This window comes from Rhodococcus sp. D-6 (assembly GCF_040256695.1).
Classification (GTDB): Bacteria; Actinomycetota; Actinomycetes; order Mycobacteriales; family Mycobacteriaceae; genus Rhodococcus; species Rhodococcus pyridinivorans.
Map to the genome: position 1 here is coordinate 3,258,724 of NZ_CP132970.1, position 17,060 is coordinate 3,275,783.

The window sequence follows — 17,060 nt, forward strand, 5'->3', positions numbered from 1 at the left end:
CCGAGTCGACGACCACAAGGGGAGGAAGTGCATGGGACGCATCCGGAAACGCCGGTTCGCAGCGCTCACACTGCTCGGACTCGTTCCTGCAACCCTGCTGGGTGCGGGTATCGCACGCGGCGACCTGCCGATGAATCTGGCGATCTCCGGCCAGGACATCTCCGGGACCATCGGACTGGTCGAAGCCGAAGGGATCCAGGTGTTTCCCCGTCGCGTCAACAGTGCGGCGGGCGCCCTTCCCACCGCTGCGCTCCAGATCGAGTCGTCGGTACTGTCCGACGTCTGCCTCGCCACCATCGCTCACGGCGTGCCGGTCCTGGGCGATGTGTCGATGACGATCCGAGTTCCGGGGCCCAACACCACCGCGAGGAGCGTGGTGCTCGACGCCGTCTCCGTCGGCGGGTCGATAGATGCCGCCGACGTCCGCCTCGGTGTCGACGTCTCCCAGCTCGAGGGAGTGGAGACCTCCCTGACACCGGGCATGGCGATGGGCGGCTCGGTGATGACCGAAGCGCGGGTCCGCGCGGTATCCATGACCGCGACCTCCATGAGCGTCCAGGGCTTGCAGATGAACGTCCGGACCGGAACCCACGAATGCTGACGGCCACGACCGGCAACCTGCGGGAACGGTTCCGCGAATGGCGACGCGAGCGTCCCTTCATCGGCGCGATGCTGCTGTGCGTCTCGGCGGTGTTCCTGTTGCTGCCCGCCTACACCACCTTCCGCGTCGGGGACGTCCTGGTGTCGATCAGCACCATCTCGGGCGTCTCCACGCTGTTCCTCGGAGTGTTCATGGCGCTGTGCGGAGTGGGCGTGCTGGTGCGACCGGGTCTGCGTGTTCCTGCGGGCATCGTCGCGATGCTGGTCGCGCTCGTGGCACTCCCTGCGGCCAATTTCGGGGGGTTTCTGCTGGGCACCCTGTTCGGGGTGGTGGGAAGCAGTGCGGTCCTGGCCTGGACCGCTCAACCCCGTCGCAGCAAGTAGGTGTCCATCACCCAGCCGCGGGCCTGCTTGGCCCGGACACGGGCCTCACGGATCGCGGGAAGCACCTCGGCCAGCTTGCCCGCGACGAGTTCTTCGTCGTCGGTTCCCAGATTCGCACCCCACCACATGCTCCATGTCCCGTCGAGGTCGGCGCAGGCAAGGCCGCCGTCGAGCATCACCACGATGTTCGACGCACCCGCTGCGACGTCCCGAAGCAACCGACGACCGGTCGTCACGGTGATCGGCCCACCGATGGTGTTGAGCACGAGACGATGTCGGGCCGCGAGCAGTTGCACGCTGCTGATACCGGGAACGACGTCGTAGTCGAACCACACCCTCCCGCGTTCGAGGATGCGTTCGACGACGCGGATCGTGCTGTCGTACAGGCTCGGATCCCCCCAGACCAGGAAGCCGACCGTCTCGTCCTCCCGAACCTGTTCGAGCAGAACGGTCTCGTATGCCTCGGCGCGGGCGGCGTGCCAGTCGCGCACCTCGTCTCCGTAGCGCTCCGGGTTCCGGTCGCGGGGCGGGTCGGGCACCACGACCATCCGATAGGAACCGGAAGTGTGACGGCGCAGGATCTCTTCGCGGACCGCCACGAGATCGTCCACGCCCCGCTTCTTGTCGGGCACGAGGAAGACGTCGACGCTCTCGAGGGCGCGCACCGCCGCCACCGTGAGATCGTCCGGTCCCCCGGGGCCGATCCCGATGAGCCGAACCCTCACCCCCGGTCCTCGAGATCGCCCTCGACGTCGAGATAGGACTGCTGCAGTCTGTTCATCGTCTCGGGATCCGGTTCGGACCACAGCCCGCGATCGGCCGCCTCGGTGAGCCGTTCGACGATCCCGCGCAGCGCCCACGGATTCGCTTCGCGGAGGAACTGCTGGTTCTCCGGGTCGAGCGCATAGTTCTGTGCGAGCGACTCGTACATCCAGTCCTCGACCACACCGGCAGTGGCGTCGTAGCCGAACAGGTAGTCGACGGTCGCGGCGAGTTCGAATGCGCCCTTGTAGCCGTGCCGGCGCATCGCACCGATCCACCGCGGGTTGACGACCCGAGCGCGGAAGACCCGTGCGGTCTCCTCCGCCAGTGAGCGGGTGCGCACCGCATCGGGGGTGGTGGAATCGCCGATGTACGCCTTCGGGTCGGTGCCCGTCAGCGCCCGCACCGTTGCGACCATGCCGCCGTGGTACTGGAAGTAGTCGTCGGAGTCGGCGATGTCGTGTTCGCGGGTGTCGGTGTTCTTCGCCGCCACCGCGATCCGTCGGTAGTTCGCACGCATGTCGTCGGCGGCCGGAACACCGTGCAGCCCACGCCCGTAGGCGAATCCGCCCCAGGCCGTGTAGACCTCGGCGAGATCGGCGTCGGTACGCCAGTTGCCGGAGTCGATGAGTTGCAGGATGCCGGCACCGTACGAGCCGGGCTTCGATCCGAAGATGCGCCGTACCGCACGGTCGGCGTCGCCGTGTTCGGCTTCGTCCCGCCGAGCGTGGGCTCGCACGTAGTTCTGCTCGTCGGGTTCGTCGAGGGCGGCGACCATGCGGATCGCGTCGTCGAGCATCCCGATGACGTGTGGGAACGCGTCCCGGAAGAAGCCGGAGATCCGGACCGTGACGTCGATGCGGGGCCGGCCGAGTTCCTCGAGCGGGATCACGGTCAGTTCGCGCACCCGACGCGACTCGGCGTCCCATTCCGGCCGCACACCGATGAGTGCGAGCACTTCGGCGATGTCGTCGCCGGCGGTGCGCATCGCCGAGGTCCCCCACACCGACAGGCCGACCGACTGCGGGTACTCCCCCGTGTCGGCGAGATACCGCCCGATCAGATTGTCCGCCAACGCGACACCGGTGTCGTAGGCGAGCCGGCTCGGGACGGCTTTCGGGTCGACGGTGTAGAAGTTGCGCCCGGTCGGCAGCACGTTGACCAGGCCGCGCAAGGGCGAGCCGGACGGACCGGCCGGGACGTATCCACCATCGAGTGCGTGCAGCACCGCGTCGAGTTCGGCCCTCGTGCCCGCGAGGCGGGGAACCACTTCGTCGGCAGCGAAGGTGAGCACCCTCGCGACCTCGGAATCAGGCTGGCCCAGCACGGTTTCGACGATGCGTGCAGATGATCCGGCGTTCCAGCCGTCGTCCTCCATGGCCTGCACGAGCGACCGCGCGACGCTCTCGACGGCATCGACCTCCTTCGACGGAGCATCCGACTTCAGCCCGAGTGCGGTGCGCAGACCCGGGACGGCGTTGCTCCTGCCGCCCCACACCTGCGCGGCTCGCAGTATCGACAGCACGAGATTCACTCGCGCCTCGCCGGTCGGCGCGGCACCGAGGACGTGCAGGCCGTCGCGGATCTGCGCGTCCTTGACCTCGCACAACCACCCGTCGACGTGCAACAGGAAGTCGTCGAATTCGGCGTCGTGCGGGCGATCGTCGAGTCCGAGATCGTGGTCCAGCTTCGCCGCCTGGATGAGCGTCCAGATCTGCGCCCGGATCGCGGGCAGTTTCGCCGGATCCATCGCGGCGATGTTCGAGTATTCGTCGAGCAGCTGTTCGAGACGTGCGATGTCGCCGTAGGATTCGGCGCGCGCCATGGGTGGGATGAGGTGGTCGACGATCGTCGCGTGGGCTCGGCGTTTGGCCTGTGCCCCTTCGCCCGGATCGTTGACGAGGAACGGGTAGATCAGCGGCAGGTTCCCGATCGCGGCGTCGGTCGCACAAGCGGCGGACAGACCCGCGTTCTTGCCCGGCAGCCACTCCATCGACCCGTGTTTGCCCAGGTGAACCACGGCGTCGGCACCGAAACCGTGCTCGACCCATTTGTAGGCGGCGAGATAGTGATGTGAGGGCGCCATGTCGGGATCGTGGTAGATCGCCACCGGATTCTCGCCGAATCCACGGGGCGGCTGGATCATCAGCACCACGTTGCCGGCCTGCAGGGTCGCCAGCACGATGGCGTCGCCGTCGACGAACAGCGATCCCGGTGCCGGTCCCCATGCCTCTACGATCGCATCGGTGAGCTCTGCCGGTAGATCACCGGTCCACCGAAGGTAGTCGGAGGTGCTCACCCGCACCGGATTTCCGGCCAGCTGTTCGGCGGTGAGCCACTCCTCGTCCTGTCCGCCGGCATCGATCAGGGCGTGGATCAGGGTATTTCCGGCCTCGGTATCGTCCTCGACGTCCATGCCGGGGAAGCCGTCGCCGAGGTCGTATCCGGCATCGCGCAGCGCGCGCAGCATCCGGATCGCCGAGACCGGCGTGTCGAGGCCGACGGCGTTGCCGACCCGGGAGTGTTTGGTCGGGTAGGCGGACAACATGATCGCGATCCGGCGCTGTGCCGGAGGTACGTGTCGTAATCGTGCGTGTGCCACTGCGATACCGGCGACGCGGCGACACCGTTCCGGGTCGGTGATGTAGCGGGGCAGGCCGTCGGCGTCGAGTTCCTTGAAGGAGAACGGCACCGTGATGATGCGTCCGTCGAATTCGGGAACGGCGATCTGCGTGGCCGAATCGAGCGGTGACACACCGTCGTCCGATTCCGCCCAGTCCTCGCGACTCCACGTTAGGCACAGGGCCTGCAGAATCGGGATGTCGAGCGCGGCGAGCGCTCCGACGTCCCACGCCTCGTCCTCGCCTCCCGCGCTCACGGTGGCGGGCTTGGTTCCGCCGGCCGCGAGCACCGTCACGACGAGCGCATCCAGGGTGCCGAGTTCGGCGAGCAGATCCTCGGACGCTCCCCGCAACGAGGCGCAGTGGATCACGACGCCGCGGGCCCTGCCGGTCGCGTCGATCGCGTCGGCGAGATCGTGCGCGAACTGCACGTTTCCGCTGGTGTGGTGGGCCCGGTAGAACAGCACACCGACGAGTGGCAGCCGGTCGTCGGCCGGCCCCTCGGGCCGGTCGAGCACACCCCACTCGGGCAATTCGACGGGCGGATCGAAGCCTTCACCGCCGAGCAGCACGGTGTCGGTGAGGAAGGCATGGAGCTGCGCGAGGTTGGCGGGACCGCCGTACGCGAGATAGCGGTGCGCCTCGGCGGCGATGCCGATCGGCACCGTCGAATGCCCCATGAGCTCGGCGTCCGGGGTCTGTTCACCACCGAGAACGACGACCGGGACGCCGGTCGCGAGCACGGTGTCGAGCCCGTCGCGCCAACTGCGCGCGGACCCCAGGATCCGCACGACGACCAGGTCCGATCCGCTGAGCAGACCGGGCAGTTCGGTGGACACGTCGAGTCGGGACGGGTTACCCAGCGCCCACTCGACATCGCTCGACCGAGCCGACAGCAGGTCGGTGTCGGACGTCGACAACAAAGTCAGGCGCGTCACGACGCAACCCGAAAACACAGGCGTACAGCCATGTTCAGTCTCCAAAACCCTCGTGGACCTCACGTGCCGTGGCCGGTCTCCTGGCTGACGGGTCACCGCTGCTGCGCCGACCTTCCCGGATGAGATCCAGTGGCCTCCACACCGGCGGACCGGTACGGACGAGGGCGAGCAACTATCCGCTCACAGTGGCGAGGGCCGCGCCGGTTTCCCACCGGCTTCCCGAGCACCACGGCAAGCCGAGAGTAGCGCACCCGGCCGGAAAGGTGTGCAACCATGTGCGTCTGTGGATGCTCTGCCACCCCCTCTCCCTCCCGATCGGTGCCCCGGAATCCTTCGCCCGCATGTCGCGGCGGACGGCGCGCTGGTGCGGCTCCGCGTGCCCGGAGGGCAGGTACCCGACGGGGCGCTCCGAGCACTGTCCAACGCATCGACCGCCTACGCCGACGGCGACGTCCACCTGACGTCGCGAGGGAACCTGCAGCTCAGAGGTATCGACCTCGACGAGTGCGGTGCCGTCCCCGCGGGACTGGCCGACGCCGTCACGGCGGCCGGGCTGCTGCCCTCGGCGAGCCACGAACGGGTGCGGAACATCGTCGCGTCGCCGCTGTCGGGACTCGTGGGTGGACTCACCGACGTCCGGCCTCTCGTCCGCGATCTCGACGCCGGACTGTGCGCCGATCCGGTCCTCGCCGATCTGCCCGGCCGGTTCCTGTTCGGCCTCGACGACGGCCGCGGCGACGTGGTGACGCTGCGGTGCGATCTCACCGCGGTCGCGCTCGGCGGCGGGACGGCACGGATCGTCGTGGGTGGACTCGACGGGCCGACGGTGCGGCTCACCCAGGTTCCCGAGATGCTCCTGCGCCAGGCTCGCCGGTTCGTCGAGATTCGCGAGTCGGTGTGGCACGTGCGTCAACTCCCGCGTGCGGGAGCGGAACTCGGTGGCACCGATCCCGCTCCGCGGCCACCGGCCTTCACGATGCCGTACGGCGTGCTCGGCGATGCGGTGTCGGTGCTGGTCCCCCTGGGAATCCTCACCCCCGCCATGGTTGCTGCGCTGCCCGATCGAGGTGTGGTCGTCACGCCCTGGCGCGGCCTGATACTCCCGTCCGCGTCGGATCTCGTCGCGCTTCGCGAGACCGGCTTCGAGACGGCCCCGGATTCGGCGTGGCAGCGGGTGACAGCGTGCACGGGAGCGCCCGGGTGTAGCCTCGCCGAAGGTGACACCCGAGCGCTGGCTCGCCGGATCGTCGCCGGAAATACCACCGATCCCCGAATTCACGTCGCCGGATGCGAGCGCGTCTGCGGCGCACCACACTCGCCTCACCGCGTCGTTCTTGCCAGGAGCACCCCGTGACCCTTCGACCTCCCCCGCGTCGGTACGACTACGTCACCGACGGCGCCGCGATCTACGTCCGGTCGTTCGCGACGATCCGCAGCGAGTCGGATCTGTCCGCGATTCCTGCGAGTGCGGAGAAGGTCGCGGTCCGGATGATCCATGCAAGCGGACAGACCGATCTGGCACGGGACCTCGTCATCCATCCCGATCTTGTTCCGGCCGCGCGCACTGCACTGAACTCAGGTGCTCCGATCCTCACGGATGCGAACATGGTGGCCTCCGGGGTCACCCGTACGCGCCTGCCTGCCGACAACGACGTGATGTGTCTGCTCGCCGACCCGCGTGTCCCCGAACTCGCCGAACGTTGGGGCACGACCCGCTCCGCGGCGGCGGTGTCACTGTGGGCCGACCGCCTCGAGGGGGCTGTCGTTGCGATCGGCAATGCCCCGACCGCCCTGTTCCACCTGCTCGAGATGCTCGACGACGGCGCCCCGCGACCGGCGGCGATCGTCGGTGTTCCCGTCGGCTTCATCGGCGCCGCGGAGTCGAAGGAGGCGCTGCTCGACCATCGGCTGCAGATCCCCCATCTGGTGGTCCGGGGACGCCGCGGCGGGTCGGCGATGGCGTCGTCCGCGATCAATGCACTTGCGCAGGAGAAGGAATGAGCGAGATGGTGTCAGGCAGGTTCTACGGCGTGGGTCTCGGCCCCGGCGATCCCGAACTCATCACACGCAAGGCTGCGCGGCTGATCGCCGAAGCGGACGTCCTCGCGTACTACTCCGGTACGCACGGCCGCTCCATCGCCCGATCGATCGCCGCCGATCTGATCCCTGACGGCGTGATCGAGGAACTGCTGGTGTACCCGGTGACGACGGGCACCATCGATCACCCGGGCGGCTACGACGGTGCGATCGCCGATTTCTACGACGAGTCCGCCGCCCGGTTGGCCGTCCACCTCGACGCGGGACGCACTGTCGTCGTGCTCTGCGAGGGCGACCCTCTGTTCTACGGCTCGTACATGTACCTGCACGACCGCCTCGCTCCGCGATATCCGACGGAGGTGGTGCCAGGGGTGACCTCGGTGTCCGCCGCCTCTGCTGCAGCCGCCGAACCGATGGTGCGGCGCACCGACGTCCTCACCATCCTGCCCGGCACACTGCCCGCCCCGGAGCTCGCACGGCGACTCGCCGACACCGACGGTGCGGCGATCATGAAGCTGGGCAGGACGTTTCCCTCCGTCCGGGAGGCTCTCGCCCAGTCCGGGCGCCTCGACGGTGCCGTCTATGTCGAACGCGCGTCGATGGATCGGCAACGCATCCTTCCGGTCGCCGAGGTCGACGCCGACGCGGTGCCGTACTTCTCGGTGATCCTCACCGCCGGTGATCGCTCTCCGACGAATCGGTCGGTCGCCGACCGATCGCGGCCGTCCGTCGCGGTCGAGGCGACACATCCGGACGCGAACGAACTGCTCGTCGTCGGGTTGGGCCCGGCGGACGAGAAGTGGCTGACCCCCGAGGCCGCCGACGCACTCGCACAGGTCGATCACGTCGTCGGATACGGACCGTATGTCGATCGCGTCCCGGTACGTCCCGGCCTGCACCGTCATTCCAGCGGCAACACCGTCGAGGTGGACCGCGCGCGATTCGCTCTCGACCTCGCCCTGGCGGGTGAGAAGGTCGCCGTTGTCTCCGGCGGTGATGCCGGAGTGTTCGGCATGGCGTCGGCGGTGTTCGAGGCCGCGCAGGACGAGACATACGCGTCGGTGCCGATCCGCGTCCTGCCGGGGGTCTCCGCGGTGCAGGCCGTCGCGGCGCGTGCCGGCGCCCCGATCGGCGGCGACTTCGCGGTGATGAGCCTGTCGGATCGACTCAAGCCGTGGGACGTGATCGAGAAGCGGCTGGCAGCGGTGTCCGAGGCCGATCTCGTCCTGGGCATCTACAACCCGGCGTCGCGGTCTCGGACGACGCAGGTCGCGGACGCGAAAACGGTACTGCTGAAGCATCGTCCGGCCGACACCGTCGTCGTGATCGGGCGCGATGTGGGACGGTCCGGCGAGTCGCTCGAGGTCACGACGCTCGAGAAGCTCGATCCGGCGAGCATCGACATGAAGTGCCTGCTCATCGTCGGCGCTGCGGGCACCTTCGTGATGCCTTCGGGTGCGGTGTGGACGAAACGGTCGGTCGACGGTCGCCATTCGGGATCCTCGACAACCGTTTGACTGCGGTGTTCACCCGCGGGTTGTCAACAGGTTCGCGCGGTGAACCGGGGTTCGCCACTGTTGCAACCGGGGCGAACCCCGGTTCGGCGCGCGAGGATGGAGCTATCCGAGACCGGCGCGCTCGCGGGAAGGGTCGTAGAGGTGTGAACAGGCCACATCCGGCCGTTCACGCACGCCGAGAGCGTGTCCGACGACGATCACCGCGGTGTGCTTCAGTCCCGCCGCCTCGACACCGTCGGCGATGTCGGCGAGGGTGCCGCGCAGCACGACCTGGTTCGGTCGCGACGCGAACGCGACCACCGCGACGGGGCAATCGGCGCCGTATTCGGCAGTGAGTTCTTCGGCAAGGACGCGGATGCGGGTGATCGCCAGGTGCAGGACGAGACTCGCCCGGATTCCTGCGACCCGCGCCAGAGCCTCGCTGTCGGGCATCGCCGTCGATCGGGCCTGCGTGCGGGTCAGCACGACCGTCTGCACGAGTTCGGGGACCGTCAGCTCGGTACCGAGTGCCGCCGCGGCCGCGGCGTAGGCGGGCACACCGGGTGTGACGTCCCACGGCACGCCCGCGGCGTCGAGCCGTCGCGTCTGCTCGGTGAGCGCCGAGTACAGCGACGTGTCGCCGGAGCACAGCCGCACGGCGTCGAGGCCGCGCCGGTGCGCGTCGACGAGATGCGCGGTGATCTCGTCGAGGTCCAGGTGTTGCGTGTCGACCAGTTCGGCGTCGTCACGGCAGTGCGAGAGGGTGTCGGCATCGAGATAGGTACCGGCGTACAGCACGACCGGGACCTCGCGCAGCAAATTCACCGCTCGCAGTGTGAGCAGGTCGGCCGCTCCGGGTCCGGATCCTACGAAATGGACGGTCATCGTTCGCCTTTCACTGCGCTCCATTGCACGACCGGTCGCTGCGCACGCCAGCCGGTGAATGTTCCTATGGGATCTGCGTGTTCGACGGACAGACGGGTGAGTTCACCGCCGTGCGTCTTCCACCACTGCACCAGGACGGCCTCGGTCTCCAGCGTCACCGCGTGCGCGACGAGCCGACCGCCGGGAGGCAATGCGTCCCAACACGTGTCGAGCACACCCTCGCGACTTCCTCCTCCGCCGACGAAGATCGCGTCGGGCACCGGGAGTCCGACGAGCGCGGCAGGTGCAGCACCTCGGACGATGCGCACGATCGACGGCACACCCAACGCGGCGGCATTGCGTTCGATCGCGCCGGCGCGCCGTTCATCCTTCTCGATCGCGAGAGTACGACAGCGCGGATCGGTTCGCGCCCATTCGATTCCGACGGACCCGGCTCCCGCACCGACGTCCCACAGCAACTCGCCCGGTCGCGGTGCGAGTGCGCACACCGCCGCGAGGCGTACGGTCCGCTTGCTGAGCTGCCCGTCGTGCTCGAACAGGGAGTCGTCGAGACCGGGCAGCACCGACAACCCAGCGGGGCCGTCGACCTCGACGCACATCAGACTCAGAGACCGGACGCCCGTATCGGTCAGATGGGTCGCCTTCGCATCGATCCGGGACTCGTCCGCAGCACCGAGATGCGACAACACCGCGACCCGTGAGTTCCCGAAACCGGCGGCCTCCAGGAGCGTCGCAACATCCGCGACACGTGCACCGTCGACGAGGACGACGAGTTTGCGTCCGCGCGTCAGAACTCTGCGCAGAGCATCGATCTCGCGACCCACGACGGTGATCGTCTCGCACTCCTCCGCGGACCAGCCCATGCGTGCACGAGCAAGTGCCACCGACGAGATCGCCGGGATCACCTCCACGGCGTCGCCTCCGAGGCGTCGGATCAGCGTGGTGCCGATCCCGGAGACCAGCGGATCACCGGATGCGAGCGCGACGACGTCCTTGCCGGCGTGCCGGTCGAGGAGGTCGTCGAGCCCGGACAGGAGCGGCGACGGCCACTCCTCGCGCACCGCTGTGCCGGCGGGAACCAGGTCGAGGTGGCGCCGGCCGCCGAGCAGGACCTCGGCCGCGAGAATCCGCTCCCGGACGGTGGACGGCACACCGGACCATCCGTCCGCCCCGATTCCGACAACGGTGATGCCTGTCGTCTGTCGTATCGGTCCCATGGCGGTGAACCATAGCCCACGCGCCATGGCCTAGACTCGGCCGTGGCAAGGCAATCGAAGGTGCCCCTCACGGGGATAATCGGGAAGCCGGTGAGAATCCGGCACAGGCCCGCTGCGGTGACCCGGGAGTCGTCGATCACGCGCATCCGCGCAGCCACTGGACCGTCCGGTCCGGGAAGGCGATCGCACGGCGTCCGACCGGGAAGTCCGAATACCGGCCTTCGAACAGCTTGCCGCGAAAAACATCCCAGCGGGAGCCTGTGGAGGTCGAAGTGCATGTGTATCCGTTCGGTGCGGTGGTCGGTTCCGACGACCTCGCGCTGGCCCTGACCCTGTGTGCGGTGTCGCCGACGATCGGCGGTGTGCTGGTGCGTGGCGAGAAGGGCACCGCGAAATCGACGACGGTGCGTGCCCACGCCGCACTGTTGCCGCCGGTCACCGTCGTGGACGAGTGCCGGTTCTCGTGCGATCCGGACGCCCCCGATCCGTCCTGCCCGGACGGCCCCCATCCGGCCGATACGGCCTCGCATATCCGGCCGGTTCGGCTGGTGGAACTGCCCGTCGGCGCGGCGGAGGATCGCGTCACGGGAGCGTTGCATCTCGGCAAGGCGCTGGCCGACCGCACGGCCGAATACGAGCCCGGTCTTCTGGCCCTGGCCCACCGCGGTGTGCTGTACGTCGACGAGGTCAATCTCCTGCACGACCACCTGGTCGACCTGCTGCTCGACGCCGCGGCGATGGGCCGCTCGACCGTCGAACGCGACGGGGTCTCCGTCGAGCATGCCTCCCGATTCGTACTGGTCGGAACGATGAATCCCGAGGAGGGTGAGCTTCGCCCGCAGTTGCTCGACCGCTTCGGACTCGCCGTGGACGTGACCGCGCCCCGCGACCCGCACATGCGCGCCGAGATCGTGCGGCGGCGGATGGCCTTCGACGCCGACCCGGCCGGGTTCACCGCGCGATGGGCGGATCGGGACGCAGAGTGGTCGCGGCGAGTCGCCTCCGCCCGCGAACTCGTCCCGCAGGTCGCACTGAGCGACGACGCATTGGTCTCGATCGCCGAGGTGTGCGCGGCGTTCGACGTGGACGGCATGCGCGCCGACCTGGTCACCGCCCGCACGGCGATCGCACACGCGGCCTGGCACGACCGGCTCGAGGTGACACGCGAGGACATCGCGGCAGCGGCCCGACTCGCCCTGCCACACCGTCGGCGCCGCAACCCCTTCGACGCCCCCACCAGCAGCGACGATCTGCTCGACGAACTTCTCGGTGGAGACGATCCGGATCCTGGCCCCGACGACGATCCCGGTGGTGGCGAGAGCGCACCCGACGACTCGGCGGCGGAGACGTCCTCCGGTTCGGGTGATCGGTCGTCCACCAGCCTGGCGTCGGCGACGGATCCTTTTCGCGCCAGGGTGTTCTCCGTCGATCGGGTCGGGCGCGGGGCGGCCGGTCGCCGGTCACGGGCGGTCACCACGATCGGCCGTACCGTGGGCAGTCGCCGCGGCGACACCGGCCCGGTTCATCTGCCCGCCACGATCCGCGCGTCCGCCTTCACCGATCGGGGTCTGCAGGTGCGCCGCAAGATCATCGAAGGCCGCGAGACCAATCTCGTCCTGCTCTGCGTCGACGCATCCGGGTCGATGGCAGCACGCAACCGGATGGTGCAGGTCAAGACCGCTGTCCTGTCGCTGCTGCTCGACGCCTACCGCCGTCGCGACACCGTCGGACTCGTGACCTTCCGCGGCACCGGCGCGACCGTCGCACTCCCGCCGACGAATTCGGTGGACGTGGCTGCCGCACGGCTGCGAGAACTTCCCGCCGGTGGGCGGACCCCGCTGGCGGAGGGGTTGATCGAAGCGGCCACCACCCTTCGGCGTCATTCCCTGCGGGATCCGCGTCGACGCGCCCTGCTCGTCGTGGTCACCGACGGTCGCGCCACCGCCGGACCGGACGCTGTGCAGCGCTCGCTCGACGCCGCGGACGTCATCGCTGCACAGGGAATCTCCTCCGTGGTGGTCGATTCCGAGACGGGGCGATTCCGGATGGGTCTCGCGGCCCGTCTCGCCGAACGCCTCGGCGCCGAGTATGTGCCCGTCGGTGAGGTCGATGCCGACGCTTTGACCGGAATCGTCCGGGAGAGGGCCGCCTGATGCCGAAGGGACAACCCACCGTCGTCCCCGCCGACGGTCTCACCACCCGGCAGCGCCGCAACCGGCCGCTGTTGATGATCAACACCGGCGACGGAAAAGGAAAGTCCACAGCCGCATTCGGCCTCGCACTGCGTGGCTGGAACCAGGGCTGGTCGGTCGCCGTCTTCCAGTTCGTCAAGTCCGCCAAGTGGCGACTCGGCGAGCAGACCGCCTTCGAAACCCTCGCCGATCTGCACGCCGAGCGCGGCACCGGGGGGCCGATCGAGTGGCACAAGATGGGTTCCGGCTGGTCGTGGTCGCGCAAGGAAGGCACCGAGGAGGACCATGCCGCCGATGCGCTCGCCGGGTGGCGTGAGATCCAGCGACGTCTCACCGCGGAGCAGCACGGCCTGTACATACTGGACGAGTTCACCTATCCGATCGCCTGGGGCTGGGTCGACATCGACGAGGTCGTCGATACGCTGACCTCACGGCCGGGACACCAGCACGTCATGATCACGGGGCGGCGTGCGCACCCGAAACTCGTCGAGGTCGCCGACCTGGTGACGGAGATGACGAAGGTCAAACATCCGATGGATGCGGGACAGAAGGGCCAGCGAGGAATCGAGTGGTGAGAGTTCCACGCGTCGTCGTCGCCGCACCGGCATCCGGGCACGGGAAGACCACCGTCGCCACGGGCCTCATGGCGGCACTGCGTCGCGCCGGCCACATCGTGTCGGGGCACAAGATCGGTCCCGACTACATCGATCCCGGCTACCACTCGCTCGCCACCGGCCGACCGGGCCGCAACCTCGACCCGCACCTCGTCGGCGAGGACCTCGTCGCTCCTCTCTTCCTGCACGGCGCCGCCGGTGCGGACATCGCCGTGATCGAAGGGGTCATGGGGTTGTACGACGGGATGATCGGCACCGACGGGTACGCGTCCACCGCCCACACCGCGGCCCTGCTGTCCGCACCGGTGATCCTCGTCGTCGACGTCTCGCACGCCTCCCGGTCGATCGCGGCGATCGTGCACGGCATGGCGTCCTACGACCGCGGCACGCGGATCGCCGGTGTGATCCTGAACAAGGCCGGATCTCAGCGACATTCGGACGAGGTGATCCGCGCCCTCGAACCGACCGGCATCCCGGTGATCGGCGTGCTCGGTCGCGACGACGGCGTCACCGTTCCGTCGCGCCATCTCGGCCTGGTGCCCGCCCAGGAACGCGACGAAGCAATTGCGCAGGTGGATCGGCTCGCCGCGCGGATCGCCGAGCGCATCGATCTCACCGAGATCCTCGGTATCGCCTCGGCAGCACCCGACCTGCCGGCAACACCGTGGTCACCCGGCACGCCCACCGAGGACGGACCGGTGATCGCCGTCGCCGGAGGCCGCGCTTTCACCTTCCGCTACACCGAGACCGAGGAACTGCTGCGCGCACACGGATGCCGATCGGTGACCTTCGATCCCCTGCGCGACGAACGACTGCCCACCGGCACCGCGGGCATCTACCTCGGCGGCGGGTTCCCCGAGGTACATGCCGCCGACCTCGCCGCAAACCTCCCCCTGCGCGCGCATCTACGTGCGGCGATCGCGGCGGGAGTTCCGACCGTCGCCGAGTGCGCCGGTCTGCTCTATCTGGGGCGCGAGGTCGACGGGCACGAGATGGTCGGCGCCTTCGACACTGTGGCACGGATGACCCCGCGCCTGACCCTCGGTTACCGCAACGCGATCGCACCGCAGGACACCCTGCTCGCCCCCGCCGGCACCCGCGTCACCGGTCACGAGTTCCACCGCACCGTGATCGATTCCGGCTCGTCTCCCGCGTGGCTGCTCGACGGCCGGCCGGACGGCATCGCCACCGCGAACGTGCACGCGTCGTACCTGCACACGCACTGGGCCGGACATCCCGATCTCGCGCGACGTTTCGCAGACACCGCACGGTCGGCGGATCCCGCCCCCGAACCCACCTCGGCACCTGCGCGTCGTCGAACACCCGAACCCGACCTGCACCATCACGGCGACCGCGACGCGACCGAGGGGCTGGTCGACCTCGCCGTCAACGTCTCGCGCCGACCGCGACCGGCATGGCTCGACGACGCCCTGCGTGCATCGCTGGACGATCTCGCCCGGTATCCCGACCCGAGCGATGCACGCTCCGCCCTCGCCGATCGTCACGGCCGCGGCGTCGACGAGGTCCTCCCGACCGCCGGAGGTGCCGAGGCGTTCACATTGATCGCTCGGGCACGGGCGTGGCGGAAGCCGGTGGTGGTGCACCCGCAGTTCACCGAACCGGAGGCCGCACTGTTGGCCGCCGGACATCGTGTCACGCGGGTCGTGTTGCGCTGCGATGACGGGTTCGTCCTCGATCCGGGTGCGGTCCCGGAGGATGCCGACCTGGTCATCGTCGGCAATCCGACGAATCCCACCTCGGTCCTGCACCCGGCCGATACGCTTCTGGCACTGACCCGACCGGGACGGGTGGTCGTGGTCGACGAGGCGTTCATGGACGCCGTTCCCGGCGAAACCGAATCGTTGACGGGACAGCTCGTTCCGGGACTCGTGGTGCTGCGGTCGCTCACCAAGACGTGGGCGATCCCGGGTCTGCGCGCCGGATACGTGGTCGGCGACGCCGCAGTGCTCGCGGATTTCGCCGCGCAGCAACCACCCTGGTCGGTGTCCACTCCCGCAGGCGCCGCGATGATCGCGTGCGCATCCGGTGACGCAGTACGCGAGACCGAGGTGATCGCACAGGAGATCGCCGGCGACAGGAAGGTTCTCGTCGACGCCCTCACCGGACTCGGAATCCACGTGGTCTCCCCCGCGACAGCCCCGTTCGTGCTGGCGGAAACGCCAGAGGGAACGCGGGAGAGATTGCGGGAGAAGGGCTTCGCGTTGCGTCGCGGCGACACCTTCCCCGGCCTCGGTGACGACTGGGTACGGATCGCGGTGCGCGACGCGGCGACCACGGCAACGCTCGTCGAGGCGTGGAGAACGATCCTGTGAAGCACAGGGCACTCGGACTGGCGCTCGGCTACGCCGCCGACCAACTCGTCGGCGACCCGCAGCGGTGGCATCCCGTGAGCGGCTTCGGGAAGTTGGCGCGCGCCGCCGAGGGCCGGCTGTATGCCGACCACCGCGTTGCCGGGGTGGTGTTCACCTCGCTGCTGGTCGGCTCTGCCGGAGCGCTCGGATACGTCGCCGACCACGCGACCCGCGGTCGTCCGGTGCCGGCGGTGGCGGTCACGGCGCTGACCACCTGGACCGTGCTCGGCGGCCGCTCCCTCGGATTCGAGGCCCGGACGATCGACGCCCAACTCCGCGACGGCGATCTCGCCGCGGCGCGGCAACAGGTGACCCACCTGGTGGGCCGCGACCCGTCTCGGCTCGACGAGAACGGGATCGCGCGCGCCACGATCGAGTCGGTCGCCGAGAACACCTCCGACGCCGTCGTCGCCCCGCTGTGGTGGGGTGCGGTCCTCGGTCCGGCCGGCCTGCTCGGGTACCGCGCCGCGAACACCCTGGACGCGCGCGTCGGTCACCGCACGCCGCGGCTCGAACGGTTCGGCTGGGCCTCGGCCCGGTTCGACGACCTGCTCAATCTCGTCCCCGCTCGCCTCACCGCCCTGCTGGCTGTCGCACTCGGTGACGACGGCCGGGGCGCGGTCCGGGCGTGGCGCCGGGACGCCCGTCAGCATCCGAGTCCGAATGCCGGTCCGGTCGAAGCGGCGTTCGCCGGTGCTCTCGGGATCCGGCTCGGCGGCTCGAACGTCTATCACGGTGTGGTCGAGGATCGCGGCACGCTCGGCGACGGACCCGCGCCGGCCCCGGAAGATATCGGCCGTACCGCGCGACTCGCCTCCAAGGTCGGACTCGGAGCCGTGGCGACCGCCATCGCGGTCGCCCTCGTCCGTCGATAGCCTCCCCGATATTTCCCAGCCACGACGGGAATTCCGGCCGAGGGTGAAATTCCGGGGTGAATCCGTG

13 protein-coding genes and 2 riboswitches are annotated in these 17,060 nt (G+C 69.2%); of the genes, 9 read left to right on the forward strand and 4 right to left on the reverse strand.

All coding sequences use genetic code 11. The annotated features are described in order from the left end of the window. Positions 1-31: 31 nt before the first annotated feature. Positions 32-601, forward strand: a complete 570-nt coding sequence (locus RBB84_RS15250) for a DUF6230 family protein (protein WP_064256552.1) — start codon at positions 32-34, stop codon at positions 599-601. After that, positions 595-984, forward strand: coding sequence for a DUF6114 domain-containing protein (locus RBB84_RS15255; RefSeq protein ID WP_024101871.1), 390 nt, complete (start codon positions 595-597; stop codon positions 982-984). Before RBB84_RS15250 ends, RBB84_RS15255 begins: the two co-directional genes overlap by 7 nt. Here RBB84_RS15255 and cobF read toward each other — a convergent pair. Next, positions 963-1,709: a precorrin-6A synthase (deacetylating) gene (gene cobF / locus RBB84_RS15260; protein WP_064256551.1), complete on the reverse strand. Its 747-nt coding sequence runs from the start codon at positions 1,707-1,709 to the stop codon at positions 963-965. The two genes, RBB84_RS15255 and cobF, sit on opposite strands and share 22 nt — an antisense overlap. Then, on the reverse strand, positions 1,706-5,305 hold the full coding sequence (gene cobN / locus RBB84_RS15265; protein ID WP_064256550.1) for a cobaltochelatase subunit CobN: 3,600 nt from the start codon (positions 5,303-5,305) through the stop codon (positions 1,706-1,708). Before cobN ends, cobF begins: the two co-directional genes overlap by 4 nt. A 52-nt stretch (positions 5,306-5,357) precedes the next feature. Further along, positions 5,358-5,551, reverse strand: a riboswitch (cobalamin riboswitch). Positions 5,552-5,681: 130 nt separating this feature from the next. Here cobN and RBB84_RS15270 point away from each other — a divergent pair. The 3 genes from RBB84_RS15270 to RBB84_RS15280 are packed head-to-tail and all read left to right on the forward strand — an operon-like array spanning position 5,682 to position 8,859. Beyond that, the gene (locus RBB84_RS15270) at positions 5,682-6,659 is read left to right on the forward strand and encodes a cobalamin biosynthesis protein CobG (protein WP_231912039.1); all 978 of its coding nucleotides are present in this window, start codon (positions 5,682-5,684) and stop codon (positions 6,657-6,659) included. Next, entirely contained in the window at positions 6,656-7,306 is a 651-nt protein-coding gene (locus tag RBB84_RS15275; RefSeq protein ID WP_006552968.1) for a precorrin-8X methylmutase, read from the forward strand. The genes RBB84_RS15270 and RBB84_RS15275 overlap by 4 nt, the downstream gene beginning before the upstream one ends. Next, on the forward strand, positions 7,303-8,859 hold the full coding sequence (locus RBB84_RS15280; protein ID WP_039958237.1) for a precorrin-2 C(20)-methyltransferase: 1,557 nt from the start codon (positions 7,303-7,305) through the stop codon (positions 8,857-8,859). Before RBB84_RS15275 ends, RBB84_RS15280 begins: the two co-directional genes overlap by 4 nt. Positions 8,860-8,961: 102 nt before the next feature. On the opposite strand, the gene RBB84_RS15285 is transcribed toward RBB84_RS15280, so the two are convergent. Then, positions 8,962-9,723 (reverse strand): SAM-dependent methyltransferase, encoded by a 762-nt coding sequence (locus RBB84_RS15285; RefSeq protein ID WP_064256548.1) that lies wholly within the window; start codon positions 9,721-9,723, stop codon positions 8,962-8,964. Further along, positions 9,720-10,940 (reverse strand): bifunctional cobalt-precorrin-7 (C(5))-methyltransferase/cobalt-precorrin-6B (C(15))-methyltransferase, encoded by a 1,221-nt coding sequence (locus tag RBB84_RS15290; RefSeq protein ID WP_064256590.1) that lies wholly within the window; start codon positions 10,938-10,940, stop codon positions 9,720-9,722. The genes RBB84_RS15285 and RBB84_RS15290 overlap by 4 nt, the downstream gene beginning before the upstream one ends. Positions 10,941-10,981: 41 nt before the next feature. Continuing rightward, positions 10,982-11,178, forward strand: a riboswitch (cobalamin riboswitch). Positions 11,179-11,212: 34 nt separating this feature from the next. Between RBB84_RS15290 and RBB84_RS15295 the strand changes: the two genes are divergently transcribed. Genes RBB84_RS15295 through RBB84_RS15310 form a run of 4 tightly spaced genes read left to right on the forward strand, consistent with a single transcriptional unit; the run spans position 11,213 to position 16,993 of the window. Beyond that, the gene (locus RBB84_RS15295; protein ID WP_231912038.1) at positions 11,213-13,093 is read left to right on the forward strand and encodes a VWA domain-containing protein; all 1,881 of its coding nucleotides are present in this window, start codon (positions 11,213-11,215) and stop codon (positions 13,091-13,093) included. Continuing rightward, a complete protein-coding gene (cobO, locus tag RBB84_RS15300) occupies positions 13,093-13,707 on the forward strand; it encodes a cob(I)yrinic acid a,c-diamide adenosyltransferase (protein WP_064256546.1) in 615 nt (204 codons plus the stop codon). The genes RBB84_RS15295 and cobO overlap by 1 nt, the downstream gene beginning before the upstream one ends. Further along, a complete protein-coding gene (locus RBB84_RS15305) occupies positions 13,704-16,079 on the forward strand; it encodes a cobyrinate a,c-diamide synthase (protein WP_064256589.1) in 2,376 nt (791 codons plus the stop codon). The genes cobO and RBB84_RS15305 overlap by 4 nt, the downstream gene beginning before the upstream one ends. After that, positions 16,076-16,993, forward strand: coding sequence for a cobalamin biosynthesis protein (locus RBB84_RS15310; RefSeq protein ID WP_024101880.1), 918 nt, complete (start codon positions 16,076-16,078; stop codon positions 16,991-16,993). Before RBB84_RS15305 ends, RBB84_RS15310 begins: the two co-directional genes overlap by 4 nt. Positions 16,994-17,060: the final 67 nt, after the last annotated feature.

What these genes read in the sequence shown, in the direction of transcription:
- RBB84_RS15250 (WP_064256552.1), top strand. Translation starts at nt 32, where the DNA reads ATGGGACGCATCCGGAAACGCCGGTTCGCAGCGCTCACACTGCTCGGA.
- RBB84_RS15255 (WP_024101871.1), top strand. Translation starts at nt 595, where the DNA reads ATGCTGACGGCCACGACCGGCAACCTGCGGGAACGGTTCCGCGAATGG.
- RBB84_RS15280 (WP_039958237.1), top strand. Translation starts at nt 7,303, where the DNA reads ATGAGCGAGATGGTGTCAGGCAGGTTCTACGGCGTGGGTCTCGGCCCC.
- RBB84_RS15285 (WP_064256548.1), bottom strand. Translation starts at nt 9,723, where the DNA reads ATGACCGTCCATTTCGTAGGATCCGGACCCGGAGCGGCCGACCTGCTC.
- RBB84_RS15290 (WP_064256590.1), bottom strand. Translation starts at nt 10,940, where the DNA reads ATGGGACCGATACGACAGACGACAGGCATCACCGTTGTCGGAATCGGG.
- cobO (WP_064256546.1), top strand. Translation starts at nt 13,093, where the DNA reads ATGCCGAAGGGACAACCCACCGTCGTCCCCGCCGACGGTCTCACCACC.